20 protein-coding genes are annotated in these 17,991 nt (G+C 66.2%); 7 read left to right on the top strand and 13 right to left on the bottom strand.

The genetic code is table 11. The annotated features are described in order from the left end of the window. Positions 1-5: 5 nt before the first annotated feature. Entirely contained in the window at positions 6-956 is a 951-nt protein-coding gene (locus V9L20_RS12050; protein ID WP_337296776.1) for an AEC family transporter, read from the top strand. A 97-nt stretch (positions 957-1,053) separates the two neighbouring features. On the opposite strand, the gene V9L20_RS12045 is transcribed toward V9L20_RS12050, so the two are convergent. Then, positions 1,054-1,428 (bottom strand): hypothetical protein, encoded by a 375-nt coding sequence (locus V9L20_RS12045; RefSeq protein WP_337296775.1) that lies wholly within the window; start codon positions 1,426-1,428, stop codon positions 1,054-1,056. Between the two features lie 18 nt (positions 1,429-1,446). Between V9L20_RS12045 and V9L20_RS12040 the strand changes: the two genes are divergently transcribed. Further along, positions 1,447-2,655: an OmpA family protein gene (locus V9L20_RS12040; protein ID WP_443098571.1), complete on the top strand. Its 1,209-nt coding sequence runs from the start codon at positions 1,447-1,449 to the stop codon at positions 2,653-2,655. 6 nt (positions 2,656-2,661) lie between these two features. Here V9L20_RS12040 and pdxH read toward each other — a convergent pair whose 3' ends face one another. Further along, a complete protein-coding gene (pdxH, locus tag V9L20_RS12035; protein ID WP_258501568.1) occupies positions 2,662-3,315 on the bottom strand; it encodes a pyridoxamine 5'-phosphate oxidase in 654 nt (217 codons plus the stop codon). 55 nt (positions 3,316-3,370) lie between these two features. Here pdxH and V9L20_RS12030 point away from each other — a divergent pair, with 55 nt between their 5' ends. After that, the gene (locus V9L20_RS12030) at positions 3,371-3,943 is read left to right on the top strand and encodes a nucleotidyltransferase family protein (RefSeq protein WP_126746227.1); all 573 of its coding nucleotides are present in this window, start codon (positions 3,371-3,373) and stop codon (positions 3,941-3,943) included. A gap of 7 nt (positions 3,944-3,950) precedes the next feature. Here V9L20_RS12030 and V9L20_RS12025 read toward each other — a convergent pair whose 3' ends face one another. Then, positions 3,951-4,493 carry a superoxide dismutase family protein gene (locus V9L20_RS12025; RefSeq protein WP_258501565.1) on the bottom strand — a complete coding sequence of 181 codons (543 nt, stop codon included), beginning with the start codon at positions 4,491-4,493 and terminating at the stop codon, positions 3,951-3,953. Then, positions 4,490-5,323: a gamma-glutamylcyclotransferase gene (locus V9L20_RS12020; protein ID WP_443098570.1), complete on the bottom strand. Its 834-nt coding sequence runs from the start codon at positions 5,321-5,323 to the stop codon at positions 4,490-4,492. Before V9L20_RS12020 ends, V9L20_RS12025 begins: the two co-directional genes overlap by 4 nt. A gap of 45 nt (positions 5,324-5,368) precedes the next feature. Between V9L20_RS12020 and V9L20_RS12015 the strand changes: the two genes are divergently transcribed. The 4 genes from V9L20_RS12015 (at position 5,369) to V9L20_RS12000 (ending at position 9,302) form a co-directional block, all read left to right on the top strand. Further along, positions 5,369-5,920, top strand: coding sequence for an OmpA family protein (locus V9L20_RS12015; protein WP_258501564.1), 552 nt, complete (start codon positions 5,369-5,371; stop codon positions 5,918-5,920). A 172-nt stretch (positions 5,921-6,092) separates the two neighbouring features. Then, positions 6,093-7,919 carry a phosphogluconate dehydratase gene (edd, locus tag V9L20_RS12010; protein WP_337296773.1) on the top strand — a complete coding sequence of 609 codons (1,827 nt, stop codon included), beginning with the start codon at positions 6,093-6,095 and terminating at the stop codon, positions 7,917-7,919. Positions 7,920-7,935: 16 nt separating this feature from the next. Then, complete coding sequence (eda, locus tag V9L20_RS12005) at positions 7,936-8,571, top strand: bifunctional 4-hydroxy-2-oxoglutarate aldolase/2-dehydro-3-deoxy-phosphogluconate aldolase (RefSeq protein ID WP_258501562.1); 636 nt, start codon at positions 7,936-7,938, stop codon at positions 8,569-8,571. Between the two features lie 2 nt (positions 8,572-8,573). Then, positions 8,574-9,302 carry a haloacid dehalogenase type II gene (locus tag V9L20_RS12000; RefSeq protein WP_337296772.1) on the top strand — a complete coding sequence of 243 codons (729 nt, stop codon included), beginning with the start codon at positions 8,574-8,576 and terminating at the stop codon, positions 9,300-9,302. 26 nt (positions 9,303-9,328) lie between these two features. Here the strand turns inward: V9L20_RS12000 and V9L20_RS11995 are convergent, their stop codons facing one another. The 9 genes from V9L20_RS11995 to V9L20_RS11955 all read right to left on the bottom strand — a co-directional run bounded on the left by V9L20_RS11995 (position 9,329) and on the right by V9L20_RS11955 (position 17,958). Then, positions 9,329-10,390, bottom strand: coding sequence for an acyltransferase family protein (locus V9L20_RS11995; RefSeq protein ID WP_337296771.1), 1,062 nt, complete (start codon positions 10,388-10,390; stop codon positions 9,329-9,331). Next, positions 10,387-11,544 (bottom strand): hypothetical protein, encoded by a 1,158-nt coding sequence (locus tag V9L20_RS11990; protein WP_337296770.1) that lies wholly within the window; start codon positions 11,542-11,544, stop codon positions 10,387-10,389. Before V9L20_RS11990 ends, V9L20_RS11995 begins: the two co-directional genes overlap by 4 nt. A 307-nt stretch (positions 11,545-11,851) precedes the next feature. Then, entirely contained in the window at positions 11,852-12,292 is a 441-nt protein-coding gene (gene gloA / locus V9L20_RS11985; protein WP_337296769.1) for a lactoylglutathione lyase, read from the bottom strand. A 47-nt stretch (positions 12,293-12,339) separates the two neighbouring features. Beyond that, a complete protein-coding gene (locus tag V9L20_RS11980) occupies positions 12,340-13,017 on the bottom strand; it encodes a glutathione S-transferase family protein (protein ID WP_258501554.1) in 678 nt (225 codons plus the stop codon). Positions 13,018-13,116: 99 nt separating this feature from the next. Then, positions 13,117-13,800 (bottom strand): ABC transporter ATP-binding protein, encoded by a 684-nt coding sequence (locus V9L20_RS11975; protein WP_337296768.1) that lies wholly within the window; start codon positions 13,798-13,800, stop codon positions 13,117-13,119. Next, positions 13,797-15,476: an ABC transporter permease gene (locus tag V9L20_RS11970; RefSeq protein WP_337296767.1), complete on the bottom strand. Its 1,680-nt coding sequence runs from the start codon at positions 15,474-15,476 to the stop codon at positions 13,797-13,799. Before V9L20_RS11970 ends, V9L20_RS11975 begins: the two co-directional genes overlap by 4 nt. A gap of 34 nt (positions 15,477-15,510) precedes the next feature. Further along, entirely contained in the window at positions 15,511-16,572 is a 1,062-nt protein-coding gene (locus V9L20_RS11965) for a Fe(3+) ABC transporter substrate-binding protein (protein WP_258501548.1), read from the bottom strand. Between the two features lie 133 nt (positions 16,573-16,705). Then, positions 16,706-17,398 carry a nitroreductase gene (locus V9L20_RS11960; RefSeq protein WP_337296766.1) on the bottom strand — a complete coding sequence of 231 codons (693 nt, stop codon included), beginning with the start codon at positions 17,396-17,398 and terminating at the stop codon, positions 16,706-16,708. A 14-nt stretch (positions 17,399-17,412) separates the two neighbouring features. Next, positions 17,413-17,958, bottom strand: a complete 546-nt coding sequence (locus V9L20_RS11955) for a PaaI family thioesterase (protein WP_337296765.1) — start codon at positions 17,956-17,958, stop codon at positions 17,413-17,415. Positions 17,959-17,991 lie beyond the last annotated feature (33 nt).

The following is a 17,991-nucleotide window of genomic DNA, read 5'->3' as shown; positions in this document are numbered from 1 at the left end:
ACCGGGTGAACCCGTTCGTCATTTCTTCGCTGCTGCCGGTCGTCGTCCTGATCGCAGCAGGCTACCTGGCAGGCCGGCGCCGCTGGATCGGCGGCAACGCCGTCAAGGACCTTTCCAACCTGATCTTCCTGCTGCTTGCACCCGCGCTGCTGTTCCGCGCGATGAGCACGGTGCACGTGGAAGAACTCAGCCTCAAGCCCGTGGCGGCGTACTTCATTGCCTCGGGCCTGCTGTTCGCAGGCACGCTGGCGCTGCGCGGCTTCAACCGCACGGCAGCCGTCATTGCGCTAGCCAACACCTACAGCAACACCGTGATGATCGGCATCGTGCTGGTCGGCCTTGCTTATGGCGACCAAGGCATGGTGGTGCTGCTCACGCTGATCTCGCTGCATTCGCTGGTGCTGTTGACGAGCGCCACCGTGGTGCTGGAGCTGGCCGTCGCGCGCGAGCATGCGGTGGTGAGCGGGGAGGAGAAGCGCTCCATGGTTCGCACGGTGCTGCGGGCTCTCCGCAACGCCATCATCCATCCTGTGCCGATGCCGATCATCGCGGGGCTGCTGTTTGCGCAGACCGGGCTCGCGATGCCCGATTTTCTCGACAAGCCGATCATGCTGCTCGGGCAGGCCTTCGGCCCGGTGGCACTTGTGATGGTGGGCATCACGCTCGCGCTGACGCCCATCGGCCGGCACTGGCGCGGTGCCACGGTGCAGGCCCTGGTGAAGAACCTGCTGCATCCGCTGCTCGTGGCCGGCATCGGCTGGCTGCTGGGCGTGCGCGGCATTCCGCTCACCGTGATGGTGGTGGCGGCGGCACTGCCCATCGGCGCGAACGTCTTTCTCTTTTCGCAGCGCTACCGCACGGCCGAAGACCTGGTAACGGCCAGCGTGGCGGTGTCGACGGTGCTCGCGCTTGCCACGCTCACGCTGGTGATGACGCTGGTGCAGTGGCTTCCCTGAAGTTCTTGTAGCCCCCGGCGCCTATGCCGTTCGGCAGGGTGGCCATTTGGCGAGATGGCGAGCGGCGCCTGCCGCTCTACATTTGCCGGCTGATGATTTACCAGGTGCGGTCTTCGCCGTTTCCCGCCATGGCGCCGATCGCGATGGTGGTCGCGCTGTGCTGTGCCGCCTTTGCCGCAACGGCCACGGCCACGGCCGATACCAAGCCGTGCAGAACGCCGTGCCTTTCGGCGGGGGTACCGAGGGAGGCGGTGCCGCCGACAGCCGGGCTACCGGCAGCCAGGCCAGCGGGGCCAAAGCCGGCTGCGGCAACGCGGCCCAGGCCGCAGGCCGTAGCGGCCGCGCAGCCGTCGCCGCTGCCAGTGCCGGAGGTGGAGAAGTCCGCGGCTCCCAAAAAGCCGCCGCTCTCCAGGCGCTGCAGCGAAATCAACATGCGGGCAGCGGTGGGTGAGCCGCTGTCGGACGAAGACATGAAGATCTTGAGGAGCCAATGCTGATGATGAAAACCATCCACCCGATCGGGACCGTGCTGCGCGTGCTCGCGCTGTGCGCCGCGGCGCTTTCCGTTGCGTGTGCGCACCGGCCCGCGCCGGGCAACGCCATGCCTTTCGACCAGGCCGTCAACCAGGCGGTGGACGACCTGATCGTGCAAACGCAGAAGCTGCCGGCCTTCCTGGCCAAGGTGGAGTCGACCATCAAGCAGAGCCGCATCGTGATCGACCCGCTGCTCGAGGGATCGAGCGGCCAGCAGACCGAAGTGACGCGCGTGGCCGAGCAGCGCGTGGTGCAGCGCATGCAGTCGCAGTTCAAGCAGTTCACCGTCACGCCGTTCAACAGCGCCGAGATCGAGCGCGCCCAGTACGTGCTGAACGGCACGCTGGTGCGCGACAAGGATTCGTCCGATGGGCGTTACCGCCTCAACCTGGCGCTGACGGAAATCAAGAGCGGCGTGGTCATCGCGCAGTCGGTGGCGCGCATCAGCGACCCGACGCTGGATACGCGGCCGACGGCCTTCTTTCGCGACAGCCCGGTGAACGGCAAGGACCGCGGCGTGGAAGGCTACATCCGCACCGCCGAAACGCAGCCCGGCCAGGCCGCCGACGCGCTGTACCTGGAGCGCCTGCCCACCTCGACGGTGCTGCAGGAAGCCACCGCCGCCTACGAGGCCGGCCGCATGAGCGAAGCCCTGAGCCGCTACGAAGCCGCATCGCGCCGGCCCGATGGCCAGCAGTTGCGCATCTACAGCGGCCTGTACCTCACGCAGGCGCATCTGGGCCGCGCCGCCGATGCGGAAAAAACCTTCGGCACCCTTGCGCGGCTCGGGTTGGAAACCAACAACCTGAGCGTGAAGTTCCTGTTCAAGCCCGGCTCGACCGATTTCCTGGCCGACCCGAAGATCAGCGCTGCCTATCCGATGTGGCTGCGGCAGATCGCGCGCCAGGCGGCGCAGATCGATTCATGCGTGGTGGTGACGGGCCACACGAGCCGCACCGGCCCGGAGGCGGTCAACGAGCGCTTGTCGCTGCAGCGCGCCGTGAGCGTGAAGACCCGCCTCGTCGGCGAGGCGCCGCCGCTGTCGAGAAAGCTGCGCGAATCGGGCATGGGCTTCCGCGAGAACATCGTGGGCACCGGGGCCGATGACGCGAGCGATGCGCTCGACCGCCGCGTCGAATTCAAGGTCGCAGCCTGCGAGGCTTGACCAGGCTCAGGGTGCGAGCCGCTCGCGCACCCAGTTGCCGCCTTCGAGCCGGTAGCGCAGCCGGTCGTGCAGGCGGCTCTTGCGGCCCTGCCAGAATTCCCAACGGTCGGGCACAAGCCGGTAGCCGCCCCAATGCGGTGGGCGCGGCGGCGAGAGCAGGTGCTTGGCGGCGGCCACGGCGGCGTTCTTCACCAGCACGTCGCGGCCGCTGATCACTTCGCTTTGCGGGCTGGCCCAGGCGCCGATGCGCGAGTCGAGCGGGCGGCTGGCAAAGTAGGCATCGCTTTCCTCGGCGCTGGTTTTCTCGACGCGGCCCTCGATGCGCACCACGCGTTCGAGCTCGACCCAGTGGAACTGCAACGCCGCATACGGATTGCCCGACAGCTCCCGGCCCTTGCGGCTTTCGTAGTTGGTGTACCAGACGACTCCGCGTGCGTCGTAGCCCTTGATGAGCACGATGCGGCTCGAAGGCCGCAGGTCGCTGCCCACGGTGCACAGGGTCATCGCATTGGGCTCGGGCACCTGGGCGTCGATGGCTTCGCCGAGCCAGCGTTCGAACTGCTTCAGCGGATCGTCGGCGCTGTGGGTTTCGCCGAGTTCGGCCCGCTCGTAGCTCTTGCGCAGCGCGGCCAACGTTTCGTTGGTTGGAGAAGAGGTCATGCCGACATTGTTGCGCAAGCCTTGCCCGCCGCCATTCCGCGCACATACTCGGCCCATGGCGACAAAGGCTAATTCTCCGTGGGTGATCGTGCTGGCTTCGGGGCGCGGCGAGCGTTTCAACGCGGCCGGTGGCGTGGGCTCCAAGCTGCAGGCGCCGCTCGCGGGCAAGCCGGTGCTCGAGCGAACGCTCGATGCCGTTCGCGCCAGCGGATTGCCCTGGCGCCTGGAAGACGCCGGCCACCCGGGCATGGGCGATTCGATTGCCGCCGCGGTGCGGGCCACGCCCGACGCCGCCGGCTGGCTGATCCTGCCGGGCGACCTGCCGCTGGTGCGCCCTGAAACCCTGCGCGCGGTGGCGGGGGCCCTCACCGGCCGCACGTGCGCCGCGCAGCCGCAATACAAGGGCGAGCGCGGCCATCCGGTGGGCTTTGCGGCCGGATGCCGCGCACAGCTCGCGGCGCTGCAGGGAAACTTCGGCGCCGCGCCCATCCTCAAGGCGATGCGCGCCATCGACGCGGTCGCAGACCTTGTGGTGGACGACGTGGGCATCGTGACCGACATCGACACGCCGGAGGCCCTGGCGCACGCCGAGGCCCTTTGGCGGGAGCGCTCGGCGGGGTTGGCTTAACCGGCGATCAGCGCCGCGCGATCACCGCGCATGCCGTGCGCGGGCCGGAGTTGCCGGCTGGCTGGGTCGTGAAGTCGTCGCGGTCGCGATGCACGACGAGCGCGCGGCCCACCACGTTGTTGGCGGCGCCTTCGGTCAGCGAGATCGAGTGGATGTCGACGCGAAAGCGCGCCACGCCGCTGGCATCGGCCACGAGGCTGGGGAGCTCGCCGGCGTGGCTGCCCGGCGCGCCGAACTTGCCGTGCGTGCCGCCGGTGGGGTTGAAGTGGCCGCCCGAGGCGTTGCCGTTGTCGCCGCAGTCGCCCTTTTCATGAATGTGGAACCCGTGCTCGCTGCCCGGTGCCAGGCCGCGCACTTCACCGGCCACACGCACGCCGTGGTCCAGCGCGGTGAAGGTCACCGTGCCGCGCGTGGGGTTGGGCGAGATCGCCGCGGTGGGCATCAGTTCGGCGGCCGCGCTCGGCTTGCCGCCCATCATGCCGCCGCAGGCCGAGAGCAGGGCGCTGGCGAGAAGGGCGGTGCCGGTGGCGATCGAGAGACGATGGTTCATGGTTTTTCCTTGGACGGTCCGGAAGATTGTTGGGAAGAAAAGGAACGGGAAGAAGAAGTTTTTTTGTCCGGAGACCCCGGAACATATACCGGAGCAGGAGGCGTGCCGCAATCAGCCGCGGCGCCGGATTGCGCTTGCTGCGCCTCACGGTCGTGTTGCTCCTGCTGCTCTTGCCTCTCGTGCGCCAGAGCAACCAGCCGGGCCAGTGCCGCATCGTGGATCGAGTGGCGGCGCAACTCCAGCAAGGTCTGGCGTGCGTAGTCGAGCGAGCTGCCGTAGCGGCCGACCGCATGGGTGAAGATGTGGCGATAACGCTCGTCGCTGAGCTCCCCAGTGAAATTGGGGCTGCGCCTGGAGAGCGTGAAGGCAAGCGCGCGCACCGGGCCTTCGGGGGTGACGCACTTGAGCCACTTCGGGTCGTACACGCCGGTGGGCATTTCGCGCAGCCAGAGCCTGCGCAGCGTTTCGAGGCCCTGTACAGCCGGCACGCGGAACACCATGCCGCGGCAGCTGCCGCCCGACAGCAGGCCGAAGACGAGGCCCGGCGTCTGCACGCTGCCGCGGTTGATGCGGCTCCACATCTTCAGCGCGCGGTGCCAGCCATGCACCCAGGCAAAGCGCCGCTCGGCAAAGTCGAACTCGGGGCGCCAGATGAGCGAGCCGTAGCCGAAGAGCCACAGGTCCTCGCGGCCGCCCCAGTCGGCAATGGCCTGTTCGAGCATCGGCTGCGGGTCGCGCAACGGCCGGGGCATCGGGTCCAGCCCCGGCGGCCCGGGGTCGGGTGCGGGGCCCGACGGGCCGGCGCCTACAATTTGGCGATCATGGTTCACCGCACCATTATTTACCGACCTCTTCCCTACGGAGAACGCAGACCCATGAATGAAGACGACAGCCAGCAAAAATTCGCCCTCGGGTTTCTCGTGATACTGATCGCGCTGGTGATCTCTTTCGTACTGGGCATCGCGTTCTGGCACAAGGGCAAGAACGCGGCGGCAAAGGCCAGGCCCGCCGTAGCGGTTGCAGCGGCCCCCGCGGCGCCGGCGCCCACCACCACCGTGGCCGAGGTCACCGAAACGGTCACAGTCGTGATCCCCGACGGCGCCAGCATCCGCGTGGCCAACGGCGTGGTGAACTTCTATTTCGCGACCGGCAGCGCCGATCTCGCACCCGGTGCCGCCGAGGCGCTGGCCGCCGTCATCAAGGGCGTGGAGAGCGGCCGCAAGGCCGTGGTCTCGGGCTTTCATGACACCACCGGCGACGCGGCCATCAACGAGCAGCTTGCCAAGAAGCGCGCCGAGATGATCCGCGACGTGCTGGTGGGCCTGGGCGTTCCGGCGAGCAAGGTCGACCTGCAGAAGCCCGCTGTCACGGCGGGTTCGGGCAACAACGCAGAGGCGCGCCGCGTCGAAGTCAAGCTCATCGATTGAGCGGCCTCCGCCCAATCAGCCCGTGGATCTCGATGCGGGATGTAAATGCGTATTGCCGGAAGGCCGTTTTCGATCGGCCTTGGTCTTGCTGTCTTGGTACTATTCACTTCCAAGTCGAAGGTCGCAAAAGTGACATTGGCCAGATGCCGGCAGTGCGACCGAATACATCCCCATGAGCACACATCCCACCGTCCTTGACGTTACCGCTCGCATTCGCGAACGCAGCCGGGGGCCGCGCACCGCGTACCTCCAGCGCCTCACCGAAATCCGCAACCGCGACCGCGGCTCCGACCGCATGGGCTGCGCCAACGTCGCGCACGCCGTGGCCGGCATTCCTGCCAACGACAAGTTCAGGGTGGTGACGGAGCGCGCGCCCAACATCGGCATCGTCACCGCCTACAACGACATGCTCTCGGCCCACGCGCCGTACCAGAGCTACCCCGACATCATCAAGAACGAGGCGCGCAGCCTCGGCGCCACGGCGCAGGTGGCCGGCGGCGTGCCCGCCATGTGCGACGGCGTGACCCAGGGCACGCCCGGCATGGAGTTGAGCCTCTTCAGCCGCGACGTGATCGCCATGGGCACCGCGGTGGCGCTCACGCACGACATGTTCGACGGCGCATTGCTTCTGGGCGTGTGCGACAAGATCGTGCCGGGCCTGTTGATCGGCGCATTGCACTTCGGCCACCTGCCCACGGTGTTCGTGCCCGCTGGCCCCATGCCCTCGGGCCTGTCGAACGGCGAAAAATCCAAGGTGCGCGAGCAGGCCGCGCAAGGCCTGGTCGGCCGGCAGGGCCTGCTCGACGCCGAGATGGCGGCCTATCACACCGTGGGCACCTGCACCTTCTACGGCACGGCCAACAGCAACCAGATGCTGCTCGAAGCCATGGGCCTGCATGTGCCCGGCACGGCCTTCATCCAGCCCGGCGACGCCATGCGCGAAACGCTCACGCGCGAGGCCGTTCGCACGGTGCTCGGCCGCGCGAGCGAAACCGCATTCAATTGCCCGCCCATCGGCGAAGTCGTGGACGAGCGCTGCATCGTCAATGCCATGGTTGCGCTGCTTGCCACCGGCGGCTCCACCAACCACCTGATCCACTGGGTGGCCGTGGCGCGCTCGGCCGGCATCGTGATCGACTGGGACGACTTCTCGCGCCTCTCCGACGTGATTCCGCTGCTGACGCGCGTGTACCCCAACGGCAGCGCCGACGTGAACGCATTCCAGGCGGCGGGCGGTCCGGGCTTCGTGATGGGCGAGCTGCTCGATGCGGGCCTGATGCATGCCGACGTGCTGACCGTGCGCGCCGGCGGCATTCGCGAATTTGCGAACGTGCCCACCATGGCCGACGACAAGCGCCTGGTGTGGCAATCCGCCGCGCCTTCGAAGGACGAGGCGGTGGCTCGGCCCGTGGAGAACCCTTTCAGCGCCACTGGTGGCCTGAAGCTGCTCAACGGCAACCTGGGGCGCAGCGTGATCAAGGTGTCTTCGGTGCCCGACGACCGCCACGTGATCGAAGCGCCGGCGCGCGTTTTCGATTCGCAGGCCGCGCTGCAGCAGGCCTTTACCGCCGGCGAACTCGAGCGCGACGTGGTGTGCGTGGTGCGCTGGCAGGGCCCGCAGGCCAACGGCATGCCCGAGCTGCACAAGCTCACGCCGCCGCTGTCGGTGCTGCAGGGCAAGGGCTTTCGCGTGGCGCTGGTCACCGACGGCCGCATGAGCGGCGCATCGGGCAAGATTCCGGCCGCGATTCATGTCTCGCCCGAAGCCGCCGCGGGCGGCCCGCTCGCCAAGGTGCGCGACGGCGACGTCATACGCCTGGATGCGGTAGCGGGTACGCTTGCCGTGCTGGTGCCCGACGACGAATGGGCCGAACGCGAGCTTGCCAAGCTGCCCGAAGCCAAGCGCATCGCCGACGGCCACGGCCTCGGCCGCGAACTGTTCGCCGGCATGCGGCGCAATGCACTGACCGCGGAAGAGGGCGCATGCTCGTGGCTGTGAACAATGGAGCAATGAAATGACAGACAAACTCACCGCACTCGACGTCATGCGCGATGCGCCGGTCATCCCGGTCATCGTGCTGAACGACGTGAAACATGCCATTCCACTGGCGCGCGCGCTGGTGGCCGGCGGCATCCGCATGCTCGAAGTCACGCTGCGCACGCCGCAGGCGCTCGAGTGCATCGAAGCCATTGCCAAGGACGTGCCCGAAGCCGTGGCCGGCGCCGGCACCATCCGCAGCGCGGCCGATGCGCAAGCCTCGGCGCTGGCCGGGGCCAAGTTCGGCGTGAGCCCGGGCTACACGCGCGCGGTGGGCAAGGCCTGCCACGACCTCGGCTTGCCGCTGCTGCCCGGCGTGGCCACCGGCAGCGAAATCATGACGGCGCAGGAAGACGGCTACACCGAGCTCAAGTTCTTTCCCGCGCTGCAGGCGGGCGGCCTGCCGATGCTCAAGGCCTGGCAAGGGCCGTTCGGCGACGTCACCTTCTGCCCCACCGGCGGCATCCATGCGGGCAACGCAGCCGAGTTTCTCGCGCTCTCGAACGTGGCTTGCGTGGGCGGCTCGTGGATCGTGCCGACCGACGCGATCCGCGAAGGCAACTGGGCGCTGATCGAGCAGCTGGCACGCGCCGCGAGCCAACTGCAGCGCTGACCATGCGCGCGGATTTCGACGCGAGCGACCTGAAGGTCATCGCGTTCGACGTTTTCGGCACGGTGGTCGATTGGCACAGCGGCATTGCCGCCGAGGCCGAACTCGCGTTGCCGGGTGTGGACGGCGCCACCTTCGCGCTGGCGTGGCGCGCCGGCTACCAGCCCGCAATGAAATCGGTGATGGAGCGCATTGCCGCGGGCGAGGGCGGCTTCACGCTGCTCGACGAACTGCACCTGAGCATGCTCGAGCAGGTGTTGCATGACTTCGGCCTGGCCGAGCAACTCGACACCGCCGCCAAGCGCCACCTGAGCCGCGCCTGGCACCGGCTGCCCGCATGGCCCGATGCGGTCGAGGGGCTCACGCGCCTGAAGAAGAAGTTCACCATCTGCACGTTGTCCAACGGCAACATCGGCCTGCTCACCGAAATGGCCAAACGCGCCGGCCTGCCATGGGATTGCGTGCTCTCGGCCGAAGTGTTCAAGGCCTACAAGCCCGATCCGCGCACTTACCTTGGCGTGGCGGGCGTGTTCGACGCAACGCCCGGCCAGGTCATGCTGGCGGCGGCGCACCATGACGATCTTGCCGCGGCGCGCGTGTGCGGCCTGAAGACCGCCTACATCGAGCGCCCCCACGAATTCGGCAGCGCGCAGCCCAAGGATGTTTCGCCGAACGCAGAGAACAACCTGCATGCGCGAGACATCAACCAATTGGCCGATCTGCTGGGCTGCTGATCGCGCCGAGGCTCAGCGGACCGCAATTACCTGGCTCTTGCTGCGCCAAGCGACTTCGCGGACTTGATCATTCCGCGCATCATTTGCGTGAGCGGAAATTCCACCAGCTTGTAGACCATGTGCGAAGCCGCAATGGCCGCAACGCCGACCGCGGCGGAAATGGCGAGTATCTGCACCGGCGAGGAAATGCCGAGCAGCTTCACCGTGATGGGAATGCCGACCAGGATGAACGGATGAAAGAGGTACAGCGAATAGGAGCTGTCACCAATGGCCAGCACCGTGCGCATTCTTTTCCAGAACGGCCCGAGCAGGATGATTCCGATGAACATCATGGCCGAAGGAATTGCCAGCGCAAACCCCCGCAACTGGCCGCTGCCAAGGCCCTGGGATATGGCCAGGTGGGCGAGAAAAGCACCGGCAACGGTCAGGCCGATGGCGGCAGGAATGTGCTGGCGGAACACCCCCTTCTTGAACGCGACGCCAACGGCCACGCCAAAGGCAAATTCCACGAACAGCGAAAAATTGATGACCTTGGGATCTACGTTGAAAAGCAGCCCCATGAATGAACCCGCAGCCAGTACCAGGCACGCAATGGTTGCGGTTTTTCGATTGGCTGTCGGCAGCGCGACGAGTGCCCAGAGCGCATAGAAGATGATCTCGTAGGTCAGCGTCCAGCCGTTGTTCACCAGGTATGGCGCGGTGGTGGGCCACAAGAAAAACGAGGCGGCAATATCCGTTGCTTGCTGCGCGTTGCTGTTGATCAGGTTGGGCTTGAAGATCAGAACCAGCAATGCCAGCAACGAGAGCCCCCAATACAGCGGAAACACCCGCACGATCCGCTTTTCCATGAACTCCACATGTGTCATCGTCTTGTTCGCGGTGACAAAGTAGATGATGAAGCCGCTGATCATGAAAAAGATATCAACCCCGACGATCCCGAAATCGAACAACGGAATGGCGCCGCCCGAAAGCGCGTGCGATTTCTGCGCGATGTGATGAACCACCACCAAAAGAGCGGCAATGCCTCTTCCCGCCTGGATGGATTCAACGTACTGGGGCTGGTCGACCGCGATGGATTGAGACTTCACGAGATGCGATCCTGCTGAATGGCGCCAACGAGAGCCGGTGCGCCGGAAGGGGCGGCATTGCCGCTGCGCCGCAGCCGCTTTTCTTCACGCAGTTCGGCTTTCTGCAGCATTGCCATGGCGGAAAAAACAAGCGGGCTCACAATGGCGAAGTGACGGGCAAAGGAGCCGAAATCGGGCTCGAACACGCCTTCGATAATGAGAAAAGACAAAGGCGCCAAGGCAATCTTGCCGGCCTGGATGATCCTTTTATCGTCAGACTTCGCGCTCTTGACAATGACCTTCACCATCCAGATGAAGGTGAAAGGCATGATCGAAATAAATGCCAGCTGGCTGACCGATCCAAAGCGCAGAAGCTCGAGCGGAAATGCGAGCCTGAAAAATGTGATCGTCGCATTGAGCGCTTGCAGCAGTGCATTGTCGGAAGCAATGACCGCCTCGATCACCGTTCGCGATCCTTCGGCACCAACCTCCCGGTTTTCATTGACCGCGAGGCGGGCAAAGTCCAGCGTGACGCCCAGCGCAATCTGGAATGTCAGCGCCAGTGCGATGTAAACCAGAACAATGACGACCAGCAGCCTGAATACAGTGAGCTGCTTTCTGATGAGCCTCAGCCCGAACCAGACGCCGCTGACCAGCAGCCAGTACTTTCTGACGACCCAGCCGTAAATCGTGGCGGACAACAGCCACGTGAGCCCGAACCATGGTTGCCGGGCAGCCATGACCGAAACGAGGACCACGGCGGCGGACAGCATGTCCTTGGAGAGAACAGAAAGAAAAATCGCCCGGATGACGCCCCAGGCCAGCGACGCGAGAAATACGCCCAAGGGAATGCGGGCGAACTGAAAGATCGGAATCAAGGTGAGCGACACGCTCAGCAGGGCGCCCGCCAATGGCGCGGTGCCGGCGCTCAACCCCACCGATTCAAGAAGGAACGCGCTGCAGGCGTAGGAGTTTCTTTCCTCGATGGTGGTGGAGGTCAGCTGGCATGAATCGGCGCCGAAGAAGCTCAGCAGCGTGTCCTCGTCCGGAAAGATCTGGGCTGCCGTGTCGTGATACGCGAACGGAATGGCTCCAACGACGAGCGCGGCAAATAGAAATACGATGAGCGATATTGCCGGGTCGATCGCCTTGCCGCGGATGCTTAAACTGGTCAAATTCGTTCCGCTTTAGAAGAAAGCGCTCATTTGGAAGACGGGGAAAAAATCAACGAGCCATTTCAATACTTTTGAACTGCTATCCGCGTTCAAGCATGAAAGTTCTTGTTGCAAATTCGGGCGTCTGAAGCGTTAAGCATTAACGCTTCTTGCCAAGGAACAGCAGCAAAGAATATGCCGGTCGCCCCTGCGAAGGCGGCTATTTTGTCTCGTTAATTCGCCCGCGCATTCCAGGCCTCGCGTTTCTTACGGTTGCTTGCAACCTGGCGGTGCCGGCCCGGTGGCCGGCACTCATTGCGGCGGCTGATCAAGGTGCGCGCAAAGCGTCTGCGGCGGCGTCTGCCTTGTCGCCGGAGGTCTTCGATTTGTCTTGGATCAGTTCGACCTTGTAGCCGTCCGGATCGGTGACGAAGGCGATCACGGTGCTGCCGCCCTTTACCGGGCCGGCCTCGCGCGTGACGTTGCCGCCGGCCGCCTTGATCTTTTCGCAGGCTGCATAGGCATCGGGCACGCCGAGCGCGATGTGGCCGTAGGCCGTGCCGAGCTCGTAGCTTTCGGTGCCCCAGTTGTAGGTGAGCTCGATCTCTGCCTGGTCGGGGTTGCCGTTGCCATAGCCGACGAAGGCGAGGCTGTATTTGTACTCGGGGTTCTCGGAGGTGCGCAGCAGGTTCATGCCCAGCACCTTCGTATAGAAGTCGATGGAACGCTGGAGATTGCCGACGCGCAGCATGGTGTGGAGAAGTCGCATCTCGTGGGTGCCTGTTCGTTGTTGTGGGAAGAATTCGATTGTCGGTTTTACGCGAGCGTGAGCAAGTGCGCCTCGTGCTTCTTCAGGAATTCGCGCAGGTGCTGCGGATACTCCGGCACCACGGCGCTGCGCACGCTGGGCCGCGCGGCCAGTGCCTTGCGCCATGCATTCACCTTGGGCAGCGCATCGAAGATGTGCGAGTCGCTGATCTCGTCGAACACCTCGAAGTAGCGAAAGACGGGCGCGAAGACCGCATCGACCAGGCTGAAGTTTTCGCCCGCGAAGTACGGGCCGGCGCCTAGCGCTGCTTCGACGCGCTCGAACTTGGCGGCGAGCGCCAGGCGCTTCTGCTCGAACACTTCGGCATCGCGCGTGGTCTCGTAGCCCCACAGGTCGCCCAATATGGCCGAGCCGAATTCCATCCACGCGCGGTGCTCGGCGCGGGTGAGCGGGTCTTCAGGATGCAGGCGCGGGCCCGGCTGGGTTTCTTCGAGGTATTCGCAGATCACGTTGCTTTCGAACAGCACCGCTTCGCCGCCGCTTGGCCGCTGAAGGCGCAGCAGCGGAACCTTGCCGAGCGGCGAGATCGCAATGAACCAGTCCGGCTTGTCCGCGAGGTCGATCACCACGCGTTCGAAAGGCACGTTCTTCTCGGCCAGGGCAATGGCTGCGCGCTGCACATAGGGGCACAGCAGGTGGCTGACGAGGGTAAGGGGTTGGGCCATGGGCGTGCTCCGGAAAAATAGGAAGGTGGGAGCGCCGCATTCTTGCGATCCCGAACAACCTTTTCCCGAAAAGCCCATTCGCCGAATGGGCGCCTTGTGCTATTTGGCGGTGTCCAGCCAGTGCGTGATGCGGCCTGCGTGCATCACGCCGATGCGGTCGGCCATGGCATGGGCTTCGGCATCGTTGTGGGTGACCAGGATGGCGGTCTGCCCGGCGCGCTTGAGAATGCCGCGCACCTCCGCCGTCAGGCGTTCGCGCGTGCCGCCATCGAGGTTCGAAAAAGGCTCGTCGAGCAACAGCAGCGCGGGCGAAGGCGCCAGCGCACGGGCCAGCGCAATGCGTTGCTGCTGGCCGCCCGAGAGCTCGTGCGGAAAGCGTTCACCGGCGTCCGCCAGGCCGACGAGCGAGAGCATTTCGGCCGTGCGCGACTGCTGCTGCACGCGGCCCGCGCGGCGCAAGCCGAAAGCCACGTTCTGGCTTGCCGAGAGGTGAGGAAACAGCGCGTACTCCTGGAACATCATGCCGACGCGCCGCTGCTCGGGCGGCAGGTGCACCTGGGTCGAAGACAGCAGCACGTCGCCGAGCCGGATCGTGCCGGCGCGCACGGGCTCGAAGCCGGCGATGGCCCGCAGCACGGTGGTCTTGCCGCAGCCCGAAGGGCCGAACAGGCAGGCTATTTCGCCTGCGGGCAGGGACAGCGAAAAGTCGTTCACCACGGTGTGCAGGCCGCGCGGTGTTTCGTAGGCGAGCTGGATCGACTCGAGGGAAAGGGGGGAACTCATGTTTTGTCCGGACCGGGCAAAGCCGATGGCGTGCCCAGTTGATTGCGTGCCAGCAGCACCACAGGCAGCAGCCCGGCCGCGACGATGGCCAGCGCGGCAATGGCGCCTTCCTCGTACGTGCCGCGGGCGGCCTCGGCATAGAGCCATGTGGCCAGGGTGTCGAAATTGGCGGGGCGCAGCAGCAGCGTGGCGGGCAGCTCTTTCATGGCGTCGACAAAGACCAGCAGCGCGCCAGTGGCAATGGCGGGCTGCAGCAGCGGCAGGTGCACACGGCGCAGCGTGCCGCCGGTGGTTTCGCCCAGCAGCCGCGAGGCCTGTTCGATGGCCGGAGGAATACGGGCGAGCCCGGCTTCGATGCCACCCACCGGCATGGCGAGAAAACGGATGGCGCAGGCCACCACCAGCACCACACCCGCGCCCATCAGCGGCAGGCCCGCGAGGCCGAACGTGTTTGCCAATGCGGCGTCGAACGCCAGCGCGGGCGTGAGCAGGCCAATGGCGAGCACCGTACCCGGCACGGCGTAGCCCAGCGCGGCCACGCGCGCCTGCCAGCGCGCGCGGTTGGGCCGCGACCCCTGGCTGCGGGCCGCCCATGCCACCACCAGCCCGGCGGCCACGGCGACGACGGTCACGCCCGCGGCCAGTGCCAGCGTGTTGCCGAGGCTGGAGAGCAGGCCTTGCGAAATGCCGCCGCCCTGGCGCAGGCGCTTGCTGCTTTCCCAGACGAGGTAGAGAGCAGGCGCTGCGAATCCGATCATCACCGGCAACGCGGCGGTGGCAGTGGCCAGCCATGCCGCCCAGCCGTGCAGGCGCCGCGGCTGCATCGGGCGCATGCGCTGCGTCGAGCCGAAACGCTGATGCCGGCGGCCGTTGCGTTCGAGCCAGACCAGGGCCACCACCACGAACAGCATTGCGCAGGCAATCTGCGCCGCGCCGGCCAGGTCGGAGCGCGTGATCCACGTGGTGTAGACCGCCACGGTGAGCGTGTTCACGCCCAGGAATTCGGAGGCGCCGATGTCGTTGAGCGTTTCGAGCAGCGCAAGGCTCAGCCCCACGGCAAGCGCCGGGCGCGCGAGCGGAAGCGCCACGCGAAAGAACGCACCGCGCCGGCTTTCGCCCAGCGTGCGGGCGGCTTCCATCAAGTGGGCCGGCTGCGTCATGAACATCGCGCGCGCCGTCATGTAGACGTACGGGTAGAGCACAAAGCCCAGCACGAAGATTGCACCGGGCATCGAGCGCAGGTCGGGCAGGCGGAACTGGCGCGGGCTGTCGAAGCCCAATGCCCAGCGGATTGCACCCTGCACGGGGCCGATGGGGTGCAGCAGGTCCAGGTAGGCGAAGGCGACGATGTAGGTCGGCATGGCCAGCGGCAGCAGCAGTGCCCAGTGCAGCACGCGGCGCCCCGGAAAGTCGCAGGCCGTGACCAGCCAGGCGCACCCGGTGCCTATCACCAGCACCAGCACCCCGACACCTGCCAGCAGCACGGCCGTATTGAGCGCCGCCTGCGGCAGCACGTGCGCGAACAGCGGCCCCCAGTGCGCCACGCCGGAGCCGAACGCGAGCCAGGCGAGCGTGAGCACCGGCGCAAGTACGCCGACGGCAATTGCGAACGAAGCGCTGCGCCAGAGCGGGCCTGCAGCGTGCAGGCCCGGCAACCGCCTCCGCGCGATCAGCATTCAGGCACCGGCAAGGCGTGCCCGGCCGTGTTCATCACTGATCGAAGCCGACCTTGTCGACAAGCGCGCTGGCTTGCTTGCGGTACTTGGCAATGTCGGTGAGCGGCAGCGGGTCGACCTTCAGCTCGCCGATGGTCTCGCCGATGATCGGGTCGAGCGCCACGCCCTTGCGCACCGGGTATTCGTAGTTGGCCTGGGCGTACAGCGATTGCGCCGGCTCCGACACCAGGAACTCGAGCAGCTTGACCGCGTTGGCGCGTTGCGGCGAGTTCTTGGCCACGGCCGCGCCGCTGATGTTGACGTGCGTGCCGCCGCTCTTGCCACCCGCGAAGGTCGGGCGGATCACCTTGATGGCGTCGCCCCACTTGCGTGCGTCGGTGCCTTCCTTGGCGCTCTTCATCTGGCCGACGTAGTACGAGTTGGCCAGGCCGATGTCGCAGATGCCGCCCAGGATGTCGCGCGCCACGTCGCGGTCGCCGCCGGTGGCCTTGCGCGCCAGGTTGGCCTTGACGCCGCGCAGCCATTGTTCGGTCTTGGCTTCGCCGTCATGCGCGATCATCGATGCGATCAGCGCCGTGTTGTAGGGATGCTGGCCCGCGCGGATGCAGACCTTGCCCTTCCACTTCGGGTTGGCCAGGTCTTCATAGCTGAAGCGGGTGAGCGGCTGGTTCTTGTCGGCGTAGAGCACGCGCGCGCGCAGCGAGAGCGCGAACCACTGCCCATCGGCGCCGCGCAGGTTGGCGGGAATGGCCGATTCGAGCGCGGCCGATTTCACCGGCTGCGTCACGCCGCCGTCCACCAGGTCCATCAGGTTGCCGATGTCCACCGTCATCAGCACGTCGGCCGGCGAGCGTGCGCCTTCGGCCTTGACGCGCTCCAGCAGGCCGTCCTTCACGAACACGGTGTTGACCTTGATGTTGGTCTGCGTGCTGAAGGCCGTGATCAGCGGCTGGATCAACGCGGGTTCACGCGTTGTGTAGAGCGTGAGTTCGTCGTTGGCGGCGAAGGCAGGCAGGGCGGCAGCGGCCAGCCAGGCGGCGGAGACGCCGAGCAATGCGCGGGCGGCGCGGCCTTGAACGCCGAGGCGGTCGGTCATGAAGGATCCTCCAGGTGCAGGGACAGGTTTCGAGAGAAGCATCGCGGCCGCATGGCAACGATGCGAATCATTATCACTGCCATTGAGGCGGTTTTACGTCCTTGCACTTACAAGAAGCACCGGGCCGCGCCGGTTAATCCACCCATTGACAAGCCTCGCCCGGCGCTGCGCGCGTGGTGCGAAAGCGGTTGGCCGGGTGCGACGGATCCTCATAGCCGAACGAGATCCCGCAGACGATCTGGCGGTCGTCCGGAATCTCGAACCAGCGGTGCAGGAACCTCGAGCGCGACGCCACGGCCGCCTGCGCAATGCTGGCCACGCCCAGGCTGCGTGCCGCCAGCATGAAGTTGCCGACATAGGCGCCGCAATCCACCGCGCCGTAGGTGCCGAGCACTGCCTCGGTGGTCACGAGGGCCAGGTGCGGTGCCCCGAAGAACCTGAAGTTCTCCTTGGCCTGCCGCGCCGCAGCCTCGCGATCGCCGCGCGCGATGCCGACGCTTTCGTACAGCTGAAAACCGCATTCGCGGCGGCGCTCCTGGTACACGCCGCGGTATTCCGCCGGAGGCGCGATGTCGAACGCGGCATCGGCCGCGGCTTCGTCGGAATCGAAAACCTGGCGCAGGCGTTCGGTGGCGGCCGCACTGGTGACGATGACTTGCCATGGCTGCGAGTTGCACCAGGAAGCGGTGCGCTGCGCCATCTGAAGGATCGCATCGATCGTCTCGCGCGCGACGGGTTCGGCAAGGTAGGCCCTGCAGCTGTATCTCTCGGCAAGAAGGGTCTTGAAAGCCGGCGCGAGGCCAGGGTCGAGGGGCGTGGATGGCATGGCGGCGGCCCGGCTTACCGAGGAGAAGGCATCTCGAACACCAGGCAGGTGGTGGTGGCGTGCGCGTACAGCGTCCCGTCCGGTCCGAAAAGCCGCGCCTCGGCGGTGGCGAGTTGCCGGCCGCAATGAATGACCTTGCCCTCGGCACGAACCCGCTGCACCTTGGGTGTGAGGCCCTTCACGTAGTTCACGCTCAGCTCGGCGGTGGTGTAGGCGCGGCCGACCGGCATCATGGTGTGGACCGAGCAGCCCAGCGCCGAATCGAGCAGCGTGGCAACCCAGCCGCCATGGATGGTGCCGAGCGGATTCAGATGCTGCGGCAGCGGTGTGCCCTGGAACACGGCCACGCCGGGGCTCACCGAAAGAAGCGTGAAGTCGAGCGTCTTGGCGATGGCGGCGTAGGGGATTTCGGCGCGCAGCATCGCTTCCATCATTTCCAGCCCGGTTTTGCCGGCGATCTGCTCGGGTCGTGCCAGGCCGGGGCCGGGTCCCGCATCGAGGCGTTGGACGATCTCCGCCTCCTGGGCGATCCAGGCGTCGATGGAATGGGGCTCGGACATGAAATCTCCTCGATGGTTGTAGATGCAATTATT

The sequence above is a fragment of the Variovorax sp. CCNWLW225 genome (genome assembly GCF_037204045.1).
Classification (GTDB): Bacteria; Pseudomonadota; Gammaproteobacteria; order Burkholderiales; family Burkholderiaceae_C; genus Variovorax.
Note: the sequence above shows the minus strand (reverse complement) of the source record. Positions and strands in the feature narration are given on the sequence as shown.

Bases quoted from the DNA above. Each gene is read 5' to 3' on its own strand.
- V9L20_RS12045 (WP_337296775.1), bottom strand. From the start codon at position 1,428: ATGTCTTCGTCCGACAGCGGCTCACCCACCGCTGCCCGCATGTTGATT.
- V9L20_RS12040 (WP_443098571.1), top strand. From the start codon at position 1,447: ATGCTGATGATGAAAACCATCCACCCGATCGGGACCGTGCTGCGCGTG.
- pdxH (WP_258501568.1), bottom strand. From the start codon at position 3,315: ATGACCTCTTCTCCAACCAACGAAACGTTGGCCGCGCTGCGCAAGAGC.
- V9L20_RS12030 (WP_126746227.1), top strand. From the start codon at position 3,371: ATGGCGACAAAGGCTAATTCTCCGTGGGTGATCGTGCTGGCTTCGGGG.
- V9L20_RS12025 (WP_258501565.1), bottom strand. From the start codon at position 4,493: ATGAACCATCGTCTCTCGATCGCCACCGGCACCGCCCTTCTCGCCAGC.
- V9L20_RS12015 (WP_258501564.1), top strand. From the start codon at position 5,369: ATGAATGAAGACGACAGCCAGCAAAAATTCGCCCTCGGGTTTCTCGTG.
- edd (WP_337296773.1), top strand. From the start codon at position 6,093: ATGAGCACACATCCCACCGTCCTTGACGTTACCGCTCGCATTCGCGAA.
- eda (WP_258501562.1), top strand. From the start codon at position 7,936: ATGACAGACAAACTCACCGCACTCGACGTCATGCGCGATGCGCCGGTC.
- V9L20_RS12000 (WP_337296772.1), top strand. From the start codon at position 8,574: ATGCGCGCGGATTTCGACGCGAGCGACCTGAAGGTCATCGCGTTCGAC.
- gloA (WP_337296769.1), bottom strand. From the start codon at position 12,292: ATGCGACTTCTCCACACCATGCTGCGCGTCGGCAATCTCCAGCGTTCC.
- V9L20_RS11980 (WP_258501554.1), bottom strand. From the start codon at position 13,017: ATGGCCCAACCCCTTACCCTCGTCAGCCACCTGCTGTGCCCCTATGTG.
- V9L20_RS11975 (WP_337296768.1), bottom strand. From the start codon at position 13,800: ATGAGTTCCCCCCTTTCCCTCGAGTCGATCCAGCTCGCCTACGAAACA.
- V9L20_RS11970 (WP_337296767.1), bottom strand. From the start codon at position 15,476: ATGCTGATCGCGCGGAGGCGGTTGCCGGGCCTGCACGCTGCAGGCCCG.
- V9L20_RS11965 (WP_258501548.1), bottom strand. From the start codon at position 16,572: ATGACCGACCGCCTCGGCGTTCAAGGCCGCGCCGCCCGCGCATTGCTC.
- V9L20_RS11960 (WP_337296766.1), bottom strand. From the start codon at position 17,398: ATGCCATCCACGCCCCTCGACCCTGGCCTCGCGCCGGCTTTCAAGACC.
- V9L20_RS11955 (WP_337296765.1), bottom strand. From the start codon at position 17,958: ATGTCCGAGCCCCATTCCATCGACGCCTGGATCGCCCAGGAGGCGGAG.